This window comes from Streptomyces sp. NPDC111744, assembly GCF_055634995.1.
The window spans coordinates 156,015-170,549 of sequence record NZ_JBVKCG010000016.1; the positions used below are offsets into that span (position 1 = coordinate 156,015).

Here is a 14,535-nt window from a genome sequence, read left to right on the forward strand (position 1 = left end):
CGTCTAGCTAGTGGACGCCGAGCCAGCTCTCGATGGGATTGAGGGCGAAATAGACCAGGAAGATGGCTGTCAGGCCCCACATGAATGCCCCGACTTCCCGCGCCTTGCCCTGAGCTGCCTTGATGGCGGTGTAGGAGATGACGCCGGCGGCCACACCCGTGGTGATCATGTAGGTGAAGGGCATCAGGACGACCGTCAGGAACACCGGGATGGCGGTGGCCCGGTCGGCCCAGTCGACGTGCCGGGCGTTCATCAGCATCATCGCGCCGATGACCACCAGGGCGGCCGAGGCGACCTCCTGCGGGACGATCGCGGTGAGCGGGGTGAAGAAGAGACAGGCCGCGAAGAACAGGCCGGTGACCACCGAGGCGAGTCCGGTACGGGCACCCTCGCCGACGCCGGTCGCCGACTCGATGAACACGGTCTGCCCGGAGCCGCCGGCCACGCCTCCGATCGCGCCGCCCGCGCCGTCGATGAACAGCGCCTTGGACAGGCCCGGCATCCGGCCCTTGTCGTCGGCGAGCTCGGCCTCCGTGCCGACGCCGATGATGGTGGCCATCGCATCGAAGAATCCGGCGAGCACCAGGGTGAAGACGATCATCGCCACGGTCATCGCGCCGACCTTGCCCCAGCCGCCGAACTCGACGTGCCCGAAGAGCGAGAAGTCCGGCATGGAGACGGCGGAGCCGTGCAGTGCGGGAGCGGCGCCGGCCGCCCACTGCTTGGGGTCGATGACCCCGAGGCCGTTGAGTACGGCCGCCACGACCGTGCCGCTGATGATGCCGATCAGGATGGCACCGGAGACGTTCCGGGCCTGGAGCATGAAGATCAGCAGCAGCGTGCCGGCGAAGAGCAGCACCGGCCAGCCGGTGAGTTGGCCCGCGGGGCCGAGGGTGAGCGGGGTGGCCTTGCCCTGGTGCACGAAGCCGGACTTGTAGAGACCGATGAGGGCGATGAACAGGCCGATGCCCATGGTGATGCCGTGCTTGAGCGCGAGCGGGATCGCGTTCATGATCAGCTCGCGGAGGCCGGTGACGACCAGGAGCATGATGACGACGCCGTACATCACGCACATGCCCATCGCCTGCGGCCAGGTCATCTGCGGGGCGACCTGTGAGGACAGCACGCCGGAGACGGAGAGGCCGGCGGCGAGCGCGAGCGGCACCTTGCCGACGAAGCCCATCAGCAGCGTGGTGAAGGCCGCCGCGAACGCGGTCGCGGTGATGAGGGCCTTCTGGCCGAGGGTGTCCCCGGCCGCGTCCTTGCCGGACAGGACCAGGGGGTTGAGCAGGAGGATGTACGCCATCGCCATGAAGGTGGTGACGCCGCCGCGGACCTCACGAGCGACCGTGGATCCTCTCCGGGATATGTGAAAGTACCGGTCGAGCCGGGACCGGCCGGCCGTGACGCGGGTGCCTTCTCCCGCGTCTTCGGCGACGGTCTTCGGCTCGAGTGACTGCTGGGTCATATGGGCCTACTCCCAAGGTTCAAAGGGGCACCCGCGACGTGCCTTCGGCGTCTGGCGGGATTTGGGGAGGTGCCCGACCCGGGGGACGGCCCGAGGCGAACATTCAGGGGGGTCCTGGGGGACGAGGTCCCCCAGGACGACTTACCGGTTCAACCCCCGGAGGGTCCCGTGCCGGTGAGGTGTTCCGGGCGGACGGGCGTGCGGTTCAGCTCCAGGCCCGTCGCGTTCCGGATCGCCGCGAGGACGGCCGGGGTCGACGACAGGGTCGGGGCTTCGCCGATGCCACGGAGCCCGTACGGGGCGTGGTCGTCGGCGAGTTCGAGGACGTCGACCGGGATGGTCGGCGTGTCGAGGATGGTCGGGATCAGGTAGTCGGTGAAGGAGGGGTTCCTCACCTTCGCCGTCTTCGGGTCGACGATGATCTCCTCCATCACCGCGACCCCCAGGCCCTGGGTCGTACCGCCCTGGATCTGGCCGACGACGGAGAGCGGGTTGAGTGCCTTGCCGACGTCCTGGGCGCAGGCCAGCTCGATCACCTTGACCAGGCCCAGCTCGGTGTCGACCTCGACGACCGCGCGGTGGGCGGCGAAGCTGTACTGGACATGGCCGTTGCCCTGGCCGGTGTGCAGGTCGAAGGCCTCGGTCGCCCGGTGCCGCCACTCCGCCTCGATCTCGACCACGTCGTCACCGAGCACGTCCACCAGGTCGGCGAGCACCTCGCCGCCGTCGGTGACGACCTTGCCGGCCTCCAGGAGCAGTTCCGCGGTGGCCCAGGCGGGGTGGTAGGTGGCGTACTTGCGACGGCCCAGCTCCAGCACCTTCTCGCGGACCAGCTCGCAGGAGTTCTTGACGGCGCCGCCGGTGACGTACGTCTGCCGGGAGGCCGAGGTCGAACCCGCCGAGCCCACCTGGGTGTCGGCCGGGTGGATGGTCACCTGGGTGACGCCCAGCTCGGTGCGGGCGATCTGCGCGTGGACGGTGACACCGCCCTGGCCGACCTCCGCCATCGCGGTGTGCACGGTGGCGACCGGCTGGCCGGCCACGACCTCCATGCGCACCTTGGCGGTGGAGTAGTCGTCGAAGCCCTCGGAGAACCCGACGTTCTTGATGCCGACGGCGTAGCCGACGCCGCGTACGACGCCTTCGCCGTGGGTGGTGTTGGAGAGACCGCCGGGCAGCTGGCGTACGTCTGCCTCCTCGCCGGCCGAGAGCCACTGCTGCTCGGGCGGCATGGGCATCGCCTTGACCCGGCGCAGGAGTTCGGCCACCGGGGCCGGTGAGTCGACCGGCTGGCCGGTGGGCAGCAGGGTGCCCTGCTCCATGGCGTTCAGCTTCCTGAACTCCACGGGGTCCATGCCGAGTTGCTTGGCCACCTTGTCCATCTGCGCCTCGTAGGCGAAGCAGGCCTGGACCGCGCCGAAGCCGCGCATCGCGCCGCAGGGGGGGTTGTTCGTGTAGAGGGCGATGGCCTCGACCTCGACGTTGTCGACGACGTACGGCCCGACGCCGAGCGAGGAGGCGTTGCCGACGACGGCCGGGGAGGCGGAGGCGTACGCGCCGCCGTCCAGCACGATCCGGCACTTGACGTGGGTCAGCTTGCCCTCGCGGGTGGCCCCGTGCTCGTAGTAGAGCCGCGCGGGGTGGCGGTGGACGTGCCCGAAGAAGGACTCGAACCGGTTGTAGACGATCTTGACCGGCTTGCCGGTGCGCAGGGCCAGCAGACAGGCGTGGATCTGCATCGACAGGTCCTCGCGGCCGCCGAACGCGCCGCCGACGCCGGCCAGCGTCATCCGCACCTTGTCCTCGGGCAGGCCGAGGACCGGGGCGATCTGGCGCAGGTCGGAGTGGAGCCACTGGGTGGCGATGTACAGGTGGACGCCGCCGTCCTCCTCGGGCACCGCGAGACCGGACTCGGGGCCGAGGAAGGCCTGGTCCTGCATGCCGAAGTAGTACTCGCCCTTGACGATGACGTCGGCGCGCCTGGCGGCCTCGTCGGCGTCGCCGCGGACGATCGGCTGCCGGTGCACGATGTTGGGGTGCGGGACGTGGCCGCTGTGGTGGTCGTCGCGGTTCTCGTGGATGTGGATCGCGTCCGGGGCGGTCGCGGAGGCCTCGTCGGTGATGACCGGGAGCTCACGGTACTCGACCTTGATCTTGGCGGCCGCGCGGCGGGCGGTCTCCGGGTGGTCGGCGGCGACGATCGCGACCGGTTCGCCGTGGTGGCGGACCTTGCCGTGCGCGAGGACCGGGGTGTCCTGGATCTCCAGGCCGTAGTTCTTCACCTCGGTCGGCAGGTCGTCGTAGGTCATGACCGCGTAGACGCCGGGCTGCGCGAGGGCCTCGCTGGTGTCGATCGACACGATCTCGGCGTGCGCGACCGTCGAGCGGAGGATCTGGCCCCAGAGCATGTCCTCGTGCCACATGTCGGAGGAGTACGCGAACTCGCCGGTGACCTTGAGGGTGCCGTCCGGGCGGAGCGTGGACTCGCCGATGCCGCCCTTGGTCTGGGAGCCCTGGGTGATCTTGGTGGGAGTGCCGATGGTGGGCATGTCGCTCAGACCGCCTCTCCCTGCCGGGCAGCCGCGAGGCGGACCGCGTCCATGATCTTCTCGTAGCCCGTGCAGCGGCACAGGTTGCCCGACAGTGCCTCGCGGATGTCCGCGTCGGTCGGGGTCGGGTTGTGCTCCAGCATCTCGTCGGCGGCGACCAGCAGACCCGGGGTGCAGAAGCCGCACTGCACGGCGCCGGCGTCGATGAACGCCTGCTGGATGGGGGAGAGCTCGGTGCCCTCGCCGGTATGGGAGTCCGAGGGCTTGGCTTCCCAGCGCTTGGCCTCGTCGAGCGTCGTACCGCAGGAGCGGTCCTTGGCGTAGTCCGCGAGGCCCTCGACGGTGACTACCTCACGGCCCTCGACCTGACCGGCGGCGACCAGGCACGAACACACGGGGACCCCGTCGAGCCGTACCGTGCACGATCCGCACTCGCCCTGCTCGCAGGCGTTCTTGGAGCCGGGGAGACCGAGCCGCTCGCGCAGCACGTAGAGAAGGCTCTCGCCCTCCCAGACGTCGTCGGCTTCCTGCGGGCGTCCGTTGACAGTGAAGTTGACGCGCATTACGCGGCTCCCTCCGTGATGCGGCGGGCGCCGCGGTACGACTCCCAGGTCCAGGTGAGCGTCCGGCGGGCCATCACGCCGACCGCGTGACGGCGGTAGCTGGCGGTGCCCCGGACGTCGTCGATCGGGTTGCAGGCGGCGGCGCACAGGTCCGCGAACTGCTTGGCGACCGACGGGGTGATGACCTTTCCGTTGTCCCAGAAGCCGCCCTCGTCGAGCGCCGCGTTCAGGAAGTCCTCGGCGGTCCTCGCGCGCACCGGCGTGGGAGCGGCCGAGCCGATACCGGTACGCACGGTCCGCGTCCCGGGATGCAGGGCGAGCCCGAAGGCGCACACGGCGATGACCATGGCGTTGCGGGTGCCGACCTTGGAGTACTGCTGGGGTCCGTCGGCCTTCTTCACGTGCACGGCGCGGATCAGCTCGTCCGGCGCGAGGGCGTTGCGCTTCACGCCGGTGTAGAAGTCGTCGATGGGGATGAGCCGGGTGCCGCGCACGGACTCGGCCTCGACCTCGGCACCGGCAGCCAGCAGCGCCGGGTGGGCGTCACCGGCCGGGGAGGCGGTGCCGAGGTTGCCGCCGACGCCGCCGCGGTTGCGGATCTGCGGGGAGGCGACGGTGTGCGAGGCGAGGGCGAGACCCGGCAGCTCGGTGCGCAGGTTCTCCATGATCCGGGTGTACGGCACGGAGGCGCCCAGCCGTACGCTCTCCTCGCCGACCTCCCATTCGTAGAGATCGCCGATGCGGTTGAGGTCGAGGAGGTACTCGGGCCGGCGGTGGTCGAAGTTGATCTCGACCATCACATCGGTGCCACCCGCGATCGGCACTGCGGTGGGGTGCTCGGCCTTCGCGGCGAGCGCCTCATCCCAGCTGGCGGGGCGAAGGAAGTCCATGACCGGCTCTCTTCTCCGTCTCGTGAGTCTCGTGAGTCGTGCGGATTGAGCCAATCCGTGTGCGGCGGGCCCGGCTCGTTCATGTCCTGTTAACGCGGAATGAGGCCAGTACACCGCCCCGTACTCCACCGGGGTCAGTCACCGAAACCATGAAGGAGTTGGCTGGCCAGCACGGGCATCTTGTAGATTCGTATGAACGGAGGTCATCAGTAACCCCTTGGATTTCCTGTGGAAACGCGGGAAACGCCCAGGCACCCCGCGATCTCGGCCCGTGACCCCGCACGCCGGGCGCCTCATCCATGACACTGCAAGATTCATCGTAGATTTCGAGACACAGAACGGCGGCGACGAGATGCGGCTGCGCGCACTGCTGGACACCGATGCGCTGGGCCTGCGGCTGCTCGGCGGCGAGGACGAGCTGGACCGCACGGTGCGCGGGGTGATGACCACGGACCTGCGTGACCCCAGCCGCTACCTCTCGGGCGGTGAGCTGGTGCTGACGGGCCTGGCCTGGCGCCGGGACGCCGCGGACTCCGAGCCGTTCGTACGACTCCTGGCGCAGGCCGGGGTGGCCGCGCTGGCGGCCGGTGAGGCCGAGCTGGGGGACATCCCGGACGACCTGGTAGTGGCCTGCGCCCGGCACCGCCTCCCGCTGTTCGCGGTGCACGAGTCGGTGGCGTTCGCGACGATCACCGAGCATGTCGTACGGCAGGTCAGCGGCGAGCGGGCCGGGGACCTGGCGGCCGTCGTCGACCGGCACCGCCGGATGATGACCTCGGGCCCGGCGGGCGGCGGCCCGGACGTGGTCCTGGACCTGCTCGGCTCGGACCTCGACCTGCGGGCGTGGGTGCTCTCCCCGACCGGCCGCCTGATCGCCGGCTCCAAGGTGTCGGGGCCCGCGCTGCCCGCCGAGGCCTGCGCCCAGCTGGCCGCCGAGCACCTGGCCGCGACCCGCACCGGCCGCCGGGGCCCGCACCGCGTCCTCCTCGGCGGTACGACGTTCTCGCTCTTTCCGATCCGGTCCGGTGGCCGCTCCCCGCAGGGCGCGCGGGATGTGCGCGAGACCGTGCTCTCGGACTGGCTGCTGGCCGTCGAGGCGGACGCCGGCGACTGGCAGGACGAGCGCCTCGACCTGCTCCAGGGCGTCACCCAGCTGATCGCCGTGGAGCGCGACCGCCGCGACGCGGCCCGTACGGTACGGCGCCGGCTCGCCCGGGAGGTGCTGGAGCTGGTCCAGACGGGCGCGGCCCCGGCGGAGATCGCCGCGCGCCTGCGGGTGGCCGCGCCCGTCCTGCTGCCGGGTCTGGGCGCGGCCCCGCACTGGCAGGTGGTGGTCGCCCGAGTCGAGTGGGACGGCGGGGAGGTCGAGGGCGGCCCGGTCGCGCAGTCACTCCTGGAGGAGATCCTGGTCGACCCGCTGGCCACCGGCCCGGAGCCGTCCGACCGGATAGCGGTGGCCCACACCGGTGACGAGGCGATCGCCCTGGTCCCGCTCCCCGCCGTCGCCACCGAGCGCGACGGCTCCGAGTCCGGTATCCACGCCGACGCCCTCCTGAAGTCGGTGGCGGACCCACTGTCGGCGGGCCTGGACGACGACGGCCGGGTCACCCTCGGCGTCAGTGCGGCCGTGCACTCGGCGGAGGGACTGCGCGGGGCACTGGAGGAGGCCCGGCACGCCCGCCGGGTGGCCGCCGCCCGCCCCGGCCGGGTCTGCGCGGCCGGCCACCAGGAACTGGCCTCGCACGTCCTGCTGCTCCCCTTCGTCCCCGACGACGTCCGCCGCGCCTTCACCGCCCGGCTGCTGGACCCCCTGCGCGACTACGACCGCCGGCACCGAGCGGAGCTGATCCCGACCCTCGAGGCGTTCCTCGACTGCGACGGCTCCTGGACCCGCTGCGCCACCCGGCTCCACCTGCACGTCAACACACTGCGCTATCGCGTGGGCAGGATCGAGCAGTTGACGGGCCGGGACCTCTCGCGACTGGAGGACAAGCTCGATTTCTTCTTGGCATTGCGGATGAGCTGAGGTCACGCGGGCGTACGACCGGATCGCGCCAAGTGCCCCCGCCGTCCCACGACTTTGTGAAATTATTCACCCACCCTCTTGGCCTCGCGCGGCGATCGGTGCTGGAATGCGGCCACCACTTCACAGCTCGACGGCGCGCTGGGCCTGCCCTTCGGATCAGGTCGGTGTCGGGGCACCTCGCCTTTCGATGCCGATGAGTGGGGCGTGCCACGCCCCGCGACCCCGGGCCGAGCCGAAGGGCAGGACCCCGGGGAGGGCAACGTGGCGTATTCCGCCGTGTCTGGGAACGGAACGACCGCCGGTGACGATCCGCTCCAGACCGCGGTATGGCGGCTGCGCTCGCGGGCCTGCTGGGCCGACGCGGCGGCACTGCTGCCGACGGACACGCCGACGTACTCCCTGCAGCGGGCGGGGCTGATGGTGGAACGGTGTCTCTACACCGAGGGCGGCTGGGAGGAGGCGGAGGACGCGCTGCGGACGGCGGAGGCGGTGGCCCGCACCGACGAGGAGCGGGGCGCGGCCGCGTGCGAGCGCGGCCAACTCGCGTACGCGGCCACGCTGCACGGGGTGCGGGACCGGGCCGACGAGGCGCGGGCCGCGCTCGGCAGAGCGGCGGCGCTGATCCCTCCAGGGGCGCCGGGGCGGGCCCTTCTCGACTTCCGCCGGGGCCTGCTGGCGGAGAACCTGACCGGCTCCCCGCAGGCGGCGAGGGCTGCCTACCGCCGCGCGCATGCCGCCGCCACCGCGCACACCGACCCGCTGCTGCTGTCCTTCACCTGGCGCCACCTGGCCGGACTGGCCCTGCGTGACGGCGAGTTGGCGGAGGCACGGCACGGCTTCGCCGAGTCCCTGCGGATCAGGGAGGAGCTGGGCTACCTGGTGGGCACGGCACCGGCACTCGCGTCCCTGGCCGACACGGAGCCGGAACCGGAGGCGTCGCGGTTGCGGGAGGAGGCGGGGAGGTTGTTCCGGTTGCTGGGAGGCGTACCCACGTGGTTGGCGCGGCAGCTGACACCACCCGAGCCGGGAGCGGCGACCGCATAAGAGCGGGCTCAGAGGAAACTGAGAGTTGGCTGTGCCAGTGTGACGCGCCCCGACCCCCCTCAGGAGCGCTTTGCCATGAGCACTGTCAACGGCCTGCCGGCCCATGTCCTGCTGGTCCACATCGTCGTCGTCCTTGTTCCGCTGACCGCACTCGCCCTGGTGGCGGCCGCGTTGTGGCCGCGTGCCGCCCGGCGGCTGGGCGTGGTGCTGCCCGCGCTCGCGCTGGTGGCCCTGGTCAGCGTGCCGCTGACGACCCAGGCCGGCGAGTGGCTGGAGCGGCACGTGACCGACGACGCCCTGGTCCGCCGGCACACCGATTTGGGTGACGGACTGCTGCCGTGGGCGGTGGGTCTGTTCGTGCTGGCCACGGTCGTGTGGTGGGCGACGCGGAGCGGCGGGCCGCAGACGGACCGCAGCGGGGCCGGACGCCTGTCGGCCCTTCCGGTGCGGATCGTCGTGGGCGTGCTGTCGGTGGCCGTGGCGGCCGGTGCGGTCGTCGACGTCTACCGCATAGGCGACTCCGGCGCGAAGGCCGCCTGGCACGACGCGTACGACAAGACGGCGCAGGGCAGCTGAGGCCGGGCCGGCACCGGCGAGGGGGGCACTTACCGGCGCTTGTGGAGTGCCTCCCCATCACCCCCGCGCCCCGTAAGGGGGGCGGGGGTGTATCGATGTGCGGCTCCGCCGCGTGGGCGCGACCAGCCGCACACGGCCCGCAACCCACACCTCCACGGCGATCGCCCGACACCCACCGCGCCGCTTCCACCCGGCCTCCCGGGCGTCTCCACCGCAACCGGTCGCCGCGCGAACACCCCCCGCCCGTCACCTCACGGCGGCGAAATGCCCCGCCACCAACGCCCGAACCGCATCCAGTTCGCCCGCGATCAACGCCTCCAGCAACGCGGCGTGCTCCGCCGCGTCCGCCATCAACTCGCCCCGCGTCCCGCGCACCCGGGGCAGGGCCCGCCGCTGCAGGTCCTCCGCGATCTGTACCAGCTGCTCATTGCCCGCAAGGGCCAGCACCGCCCGGTGGAACGCCCGGTCGGCCTCCGCGTAGGTCGCCCTGCACCCCGAAGCCGCCACCCGCACCGACTCCTCGGCCAGCGGCCGCAACGTGGCCCACCGCCCGGCCGGCACGCTGCGCGCCAGCCGCATCATCACCGGCACCTCGATCAGCGCCCGTACCTCGGCCAGTTCGGCCAGTTCGCGCGCGCCCCGCTCCACCACCCGGAACCCGCGGTTGGGCACGACCTCGACCGCGCCCTCCAGGGCCAGCTGCTGCATCGCCTCGCGCACGGGCGTCGCGGAGACCCCGAACCGCTCCCCCAGCGCCGGCGCCGAGTACACCTCACCGGGCGCCAGCTCCCCGCTCGCCAGCGCCGTACGCAACGCGTCCAGGATCTGCCCCCGCACGGACGCCCGCTGCACGGCGGGCCTGTGCTGCGGGATCGGCCGCTCACCGTGAGTGTGCTCGCCGCGCGCGGCCGGCGTGCCGGCGGGATGTCCGGTCGCCTCCCGGGCCGTCTCCCCGGCCCGCGTCTGCGCCGGCACCCTGGCCGTCTCGGTGGGAGCCGGGTGCGCGCGATGGTCCACGGGTCCTCCTCCGACTCGTCGGGACTTGGGCCATTAACGGCGGGTTGTCACTTGTCCGTCAAGCACCTTAGGCGCACCGGGCGATAGTTCAAATTTCCGAATGCCTGGATAAGGTAAGGCTTACTTGCCTGGTAGTCGGTCCGCACCCGATCGGTGGTAGCCCATGACCTCCCCCGTCTCCGCCGCCTACGCCCGCCTCGCCGAGGTCTGCCCGGACCTGGTGGTCACGGAGCTGGGCCCGGGCGAGCCGGCACCGCGGGGCGGCGGCTGGGTCGGCGCCGCCGAGCTCGCGGCGGGCGAGGCCGGTCTGGACGCCTTCCTCGCCTGGGACGAGGAGCAGATCCGGCGGGACTACGGACAGCCGGGCCGCCCGGACGTGGTGGCGAGCTTCGGCCTGCACCGCTACGGCTGGGCCGCCTGCCTCCTGATCACTCTCCCCTGGTTCCTGAACCGCCGGGTCCCGCGCCTGCCGGTGACGCATGTCTCGTACGACCGCACCGCCGGCCGCATGGCCGTACGCGTCGCCTCCTTCGCCTGCCTGCCGGGCGACCCGGCGGCGGCGCTGCCCGGCGCGGTCGTCGTCGCCGACGAGGAGGCACTGCGGGCCGAGCTGCGGGCGGCCGTCGCCGAGCACCTGGAACCGGTCCTCGGCGCCTTCGGGCCTCGGATGCGGCGGCGCGGGCGCGCACTGTGGGGCATGGCGACCGACGAGATCGTCGAGGGGCTCTGGTACGTCGCACACCTGCTCGGGGACGAGGAGCGGGCCGTGCGCGAACTCGACCGGCTTCTGCCGGGTGCCACCAGGCCGTACGTCGGCTCGGCCGCCTTCCGGGTGCTGACCGGCCCGGCGGGCGAGCCGCTGCCGACCCGGGACCGGGCGAGCTGCTGCATGTACTACACACTGCGCCCCGAGGACACCTGCGCCACCTGCCCGCGCACCTGCGACGACGTGCGGATCGCCAAACTCGCGGCGGCCGCCGTGGCCTGAGGCACCCTCAGGCCGACCCTCGGCACTGAGCACCCCACGGGATCCACTAAGATCACCGAGGGCGGGATCAGTCTTGCGCCGAAAGGGAATTCACAACTTCCTCACTTGCCGCAGGAACTTTCCGAGGAACCACCCGTATGGGTACTCTTACTCGAACTCAACTCCCGTCCCTCACGCGGCAGTTCGAGCAGAATGCCGTCCTGGGGCAACCCCTTGCACTTCCTTGGCGGCCTCTTGCCCCGAAACCCCATGAGGGCCAGTGGGATTGGGCCACTATGGCGGGCGATACGCCCTATCCCAATGCAAGGGACCCCTAGATGAGACTGACCGACATATCGCTGAACTGGCTGCTTCCGGGCGCCGTACTGCTCCTGGGCATACTGGTCGCGGTGGCGGTGCTGACGCGATCCAAGCGGTCCGGCGGGGAGCACGCGAAGGACGACTCGTGGGAGCGCAACGAGGAACGGCGCAGGCGCAAGGAAGCCATATACGCCACCGCCTCCTATGTGCTTCTGTTCTGCTGTGCGGCGGTCGCCGCCGCGCTCTCCTTCCACGGGCTGGTCGGCTTCGGCCAGCAGAACCTCAATCTGTCCGGCGGCTGGGAATACCTGGTGCCCTTCGGTCTGGACGGCGCGGCGATGTTCTGCTCCGTCCTCGCGGTGCGCGAGGCCAGCCACGGTGACGCGGCGCTCGGCTCCCGGATACTGGTGTGGACCTTCGCGGGCGCGTCCGCCTGGTTCAACTGGGTGCACGCGCCCAGGGGCGGCGGCCACGACGGTGCACCGCAGTTCTTCTCCGGCATGTCGCTCTCGGCTGCCGTTCTCTTCGACCGCGCGCTGAAGCAGACCCGCCGGGCCGCCCTTCGCGAGCAGGGCCTGGTTCCGCGCCCGCTGCCGCAGATCCGCATCGTGCGCTGGCTGCGTGCTCCCCTCGAGACCTACAGGGCCTGGTCGCTGATGCTCCTGGAGGGCGTGCGCAGCCTCGACGAGGCCGTCGACGAGGTGCGCGAGGACAAGCGGCAGAAGGAGGCGAACCGGTTGCGCCGCCGCGAGCACGACCGTCTGGAGCGGGCCCAGCTCAAGGCCATCAGCCGGGGTCACCGGGGCTTCGTCGGACGCGCCGGCCGGCAGGACGAGGTGCACCAGGTCGAACGCGGTCCCTCCCAGCCCACTGCGGAGCCTGCCATATCGGCGCCGGAGCAACTGCCCGTACGCCAGCGTCCCTCCCTCCAGCCCGTCCGCAAAGGGTCTGACCCGATCACCGTCGACCTGACCGCGGAGGACGACACGATGGCCCTGCCGCGCCTCGACTCCCTGGAGCGCAAGCTCAAGGACCTTGAGCAGCAGTTCGGTTGATCACCCACTGCCGTACGGCGCCTCGGGACGGGGGCGTGACCTTGAAGGTCACGCCCCCGTCCCGTTGTGAGAAGGCGGCCTCAGGCGGCCTCCGCGTCCAGTTCGAACCACACCGACTTGCCGACCTCGTGCGCCTGGACGCCCCAGGCGTCCGCGAGGGAGTCGACCAGCACCAGGCCCCGGCCGTGGGTGCCGTCCCCGGTGTCCGGAGCGCACACGCGCGGCCGACGGCCCACGAAGTCCCTCACTTCCACCCGCAGTTGGCTCGGTCCCACGACGGCCGTCAGCACGGCCTCGCGGTCGGTGTGGAGAAGGGCGTTGGTGACGAGTTCGCTGGTGAGCAGTTCCGCGATCTCCGAGCGGCCCGGTTTCCCCCAGTGCCGCAGCAGTTCCCGCAGCTCCCTGCGCGCCTCGGGCACCGCCCGCAGATCCGACCGCCCCAGCGGGCGCCTGAGCTGTGACGGATGTCCCCGCTCCCTCGTGTCGGTCTCTTCCCCCGCCGTTCTCGCCGAGGAGGCCCCGATGGCCACGGGACCGCCCCCTCGTGCCTGACTGTTCATGACCCCCGCCCGCACGCTGTTGCCGGATCCCCTCCTGATCGAACACGTTCACGGGGATCCATGCCCGCTCGGGCACGGGCCAGTCATGTCACGCCGTTGACGCCGGGGTGTTCGGCCATGTCCCGGACCGGCCCCGGCCCGTACGTCGCCTCCCGGACCGTCCCGTACGCGCCAACGGTGCCGCAGACCCGGCGTGAAACAGCCCCTCGCACAACCCCCCGAGCTGATTCGCGCGGTCCACGGCACCGACGAACCTGGCCGAAACCTACCCTTCCGCCTACTTACCCCCGAGGCCCTTGGCGCCGATGTGGATGATCTTGTGGGAGCCGCGGCTCATGTCGACGATCAGCTTCGTGGTCGTGTCACGGCTCCAGGTGAGGGTGATGACGGCCTCGGTGTGGTTCTTCGCCGTTCCGTTGTCGGTGACCTTCCACTTGATCGGGGTGTTCTGGGCCTGGAGCACCCCGTTGGCGTGCTCGCGGTCCTCCCAGGCCTCCAGCTGCTTCAGGTAGGTCGGGTCGATGTAGTAGGCGCGCAGCGCGGTGGGCAGGTCGCCGCTGCCGTCCGGGTCGCTCACGGCGTCGATGTAGGCGCCGTAGAAGTCGGCGATCCGGGTGAGGTTGTCGGACGGGTCGCCGCTGACGCTGCGCGGCGCGCCGGCCGAGGCCTGGGCGGTGACGCCGAGCCCGAGGGCCACGGCGAGGACGCCGGCGGTGAGGACGGTGCGGGTCTTGGTGCTCATGTCTGTTTCCCCGTTTTCGGTACTTGGTCTTCTGTACTTGGATTTGTGTGCCTGGTCGGTACGTGGTGCTTGTCGGGGCCGTCCTCCCCTCCCCCGAGCGGGAGGACGGCCCACGTCTTCAGTGGAGCTTGTTCACGGCCGTGGCGGTCGTCTTCTTGAACGCCTTCACCGGCGCGTCCCGGAAGCCGCCCAGCTGTCCCCAGTCCACGACCGTCACGGTGCTCCCGTCCCGGCCGAGCGACAGCAGCCGGATGTCACTGGCGCCCCAGGAGGTCTCGGTGTGCAGGGCGTAGACATGGGCGCCGTCCCCGACGGACAGCTCGCCGTGGTCCTGGAAGGCGGCCCGGGTCTCCGGGTCCTCCATCTCGATCCGGTCCGCGCAGGACACGATGTCCTCGTCCAGCTTCGCGACCCGGCCCTTCGCCGCGCTGACGCTGGGCAGTTCGACGCTGACCTGGCGGGCCCTGGTGTCGAGTTCGGTGCGGAACTCCCGGTACCAGGTGTTCTGGCCGCCGCCGAGCGCGATGCCCAGGCAGGTGTCCTGTCTGACCGCGTCCGGCACACCCGCGGTGACCTTGCCGGCCGTCCAGGACGAGCTCGGGTGCGGCGGCAGGTCGGCCGCCGCGAGGAAGCCGGGCGCCTTCGCAGCGGCCGCCGCGGCCGCCGCCGGAGCGGCGAGCGCGGTGCCGACGGCCAGTGCGGCGCCGGCGAGTACGGTGAGCGCGCCTGCTCGGGTGTGCTTGGGCATGGATGGTCC

General features: G+C 71.4%; 13 protein-coding genes. 5 read left to right on the forward strand and 8 right to left on the reverse strand.

The genetic code is table 11. From position 1 onward, the window contains the following. Positions 1 to 7 precede the first annotated feature (7 nt). The 4 genes from ACZ7OO_RS30610 to ACZ7OO_RS30625 form a co-directional block, all read right to left on the reverse strand. Positions 8 to 1,468: an NCS2 family permease gene (locus tag ACZ7OO_RS30610; RefSeq protein ID WP_471509639.1), complete on the reverse strand. Its 1,461-nt coding sequence runs from the start codon at positions 1,466 to 1,468 to the stop codon at positions 8 to 10. Between the two features lie 149 nt (positions 1,469 to 1,617). Next, positions 1,618 to 4,017: a xanthine dehydrogenase family protein molybdopterin-binding subunit gene (locus ACZ7OO_RS30615; RefSeq protein WP_471509641.1), complete on the reverse strand. Its 2,400-nt coding sequence runs from the start codon at positions 4,015 to 4,017 to the stop codon at positions 1,618 to 1,620. Between the two features lie 5 nt (positions 4,018 to 4,022). Continuing rightward, complete coding sequence (locus ACZ7OO_RS30620) at positions 4,023 to 4,580, reverse strand: (2Fe-2S)-binding protein (RefSeq protein ID WP_471509643.1); 558 nt, start codon at positions 4,578 to 4,580, stop codon at positions 4,023 to 4,025. Continuing rightward, entirely contained in the window at positions 4,580 to 5,470 is an 891-nt protein-coding gene (locus tag ACZ7OO_RS30625; RefSeq protein ID WP_471509645.1) for an FAD binding domain-containing protein, read from the reverse strand. Before ACZ7OO_RS30625 ends, ACZ7OO_RS30620 begins: the two co-directional genes overlap by 1 nt. Positions 5,471 to 5,822: 352 nt before the next feature. Here ACZ7OO_RS30625 and ACZ7OO_RS30630 point away from each other — a divergent pair, with 352 nt between their 5' ends. The 3 genes from ACZ7OO_RS30630 (at position 5,823) to ACZ7OO_RS30640 (ending at position 9,116) form a co-directional block, all read left to right on the forward strand. Then, a complete protein-coding gene (locus ACZ7OO_RS30630; protein ID WP_471509776.1) occupies positions 5,823 to 7,496 on the forward strand; it encodes a PucR family transcriptional regulator in 1,674 nt (557 codons plus the stop codon). 261 nt (positions 7,497 to 7,757) lie between these two features. Beyond that, positions 7,758 to 8,540 (forward strand): hypothetical protein, encoded by a 783-nt coding sequence (locus tag ACZ7OO_RS30635; protein ID WP_471509647.1) that lies wholly within the window; start codon positions 7,758 to 7,760, stop codon positions 8,538 to 8,540. A 75-nt stretch (positions 8,541 to 8,615) separates the two neighbouring features. Beyond that, a complete protein-coding gene (locus ACZ7OO_RS30640) occupies positions 8,616 to 9,116 on the forward strand; it encodes a DUF2231 domain-containing protein (RefSeq protein WP_471509649.1) in 501 nt (166 codons plus the stop codon). Positions 9,117 to 9,362: 246 nt separating this feature from the next. Here ACZ7OO_RS30640 and ACZ7OO_RS30645 read toward each other — a convergent pair whose 3' ends face one another. Then, positions 9,363 to 10,133, reverse strand: a complete 771-nt coding sequence (locus ACZ7OO_RS30645) for a GntR family transcriptional regulator (RefSeq protein WP_471509651.1) — start codon at positions 10,131 to 10,133, stop codon at positions 9,363 to 9,365. A gap of 163 nt (positions 10,134 to 10,296) precedes the next feature. Between ACZ7OO_RS30645 and ACZ7OO_RS30650 the strand changes: the two genes are divergently transcribed. Together ACZ7OO_RS30650 and ACZ7OO_RS30655 are read left to right on the forward strand one after the other, a co-directional pair. After that, the gene (locus ACZ7OO_RS30650) at positions 10,297 to 11,121 is read left to right on the forward strand and encodes a (2Fe-2S)-binding protein (RefSeq protein WP_471509653.1); all 825 of its coding nucleotides are present in this window, start codon (positions 10,297 to 10,299) and stop codon (positions 11,119 to 11,121) included. Between the two features lie 317 nt (positions 11,122 to 11,438). Next, positions 11,439 to 12,476 (forward strand): DUF2637 domain-containing protein, encoded by a 1,038-nt coding sequence (locus tag ACZ7OO_RS30655; RefSeq protein ID WP_471509655.1) that lies wholly within the window; start codon positions 11,439 to 11,441, stop codon positions 12,474 to 12,476. Positions 12,477 to 12,556: 80 nt separating this feature from the next. On the opposite strand, the gene ACZ7OO_RS30660 is transcribed toward ACZ7OO_RS30655, so the two are convergent. The 3 genes from ACZ7OO_RS30660 to ACZ7OO_RS30670 all read right to left on the reverse strand — a co-directional run bounded on the left by ACZ7OO_RS30660 (position 12,557) and on the right by ACZ7OO_RS30670 (position 14,526). Continuing rightward, positions 12,557 to 13,006, reverse strand: coding sequence for an ATP-binding protein (locus tag ACZ7OO_RS30660; protein ID WP_471509657.1), 450 nt, complete (start codon positions 13,004 to 13,006; stop codon positions 12,557 to 12,559). Positions 13,007 to 13,313: 307 nt separating this feature from the next. Further along, positions 13,314 to 13,778, reverse strand: coding sequence for a hypothetical protein (locus tag ACZ7OO_RS30665; protein WP_471509659.1), 465 nt, complete (start codon positions 13,776 to 13,778; stop codon positions 13,314 to 13,316). Positions 13,779 to 13,896: 118 nt separating this feature from the next. Next, positions 13,897 to 14,526: a hypothetical protein gene (locus tag ACZ7OO_RS30670; protein WP_471509661.1), complete on the reverse strand. Its 630-nt coding sequence runs from the start codon at positions 14,524 to 14,526 to the stop codon at positions 13,897 to 13,899. Positions 14,527 to 14,535 lie beyond the last annotated feature (9 nt).

Bases quoted from the DNA above. Each gene is read 5' to 3' on its own strand.
- ACZ7OO_RS30610 (WP_471509639.1), bottom strand. From the start codon at position 1,468: ATGACCCAGCAGTCACTCGAGCCGAAGACCGTCGCCGAAGACGCGGGA.
- ACZ7OO_RS30625 (WP_471509645.1), bottom strand. From the start codon at position 5,470: ATGGACTTCCTTCGCCCCGCCAGCTGGGATGAGGCGCTCGCCGCGAAG.
- ACZ7OO_RS30655 (WP_471509655.1), top strand. From the start codon at position 11,439: ATGAGACTGACCGACATATCGCTGAACTGGCTGCTTCCGGGCGCCGTA.
- ACZ7OO_RS30665 (WP_471509659.1), bottom strand. From the start codon at position 13,778: ATGAGCACCAAGACCCGCACCGTCCTCACCGCCGGCGTCCTCGCCGTG.
- ACZ7OO_RS30650 (WP_471509653.1), top strand. From the start codon at position 10,297: ATGACCTCCCCCGTCTCCGCCGCCTACGCCCGCCTCGCCGAGGTCTGC.
- ACZ7OO_RS30620 (WP_471509643.1), bottom strand. From the start codon at position 4,580: ATGCGCGTCAACTTCACTGTCAACGGACGCCCGCAGGAAGCCGACGAC.
- ACZ7OO_RS30640 (WP_471509649.1), top strand. From the start codon at position 8,616: ATGAGCACTGTCAACGGCCTGCCGGCCCATGTCCTGCTGGTCCACATC.
- ACZ7OO_RS30615 (WP_471509641.1), bottom strand. From the start codon at position 4,017: ATGCCCACCATCGGCACTCCCACCAAGATCACCCAGGGCTCCCAGACC.
- ACZ7OO_RS30630 (WP_471509776.1), top strand. From the start codon at position 5,823: ATGCGGCTGCGCGCACTGCTGGACACCGATGCGCTGGGCCTGCGGCTG.
- ACZ7OO_RS30670 (WP_471509661.1), bottom strand. From the start codon at position 14,526: ATGCCCAAGCACACCCGAGCAGGCGCGCTCACCGTACTCGCCGGCGCC.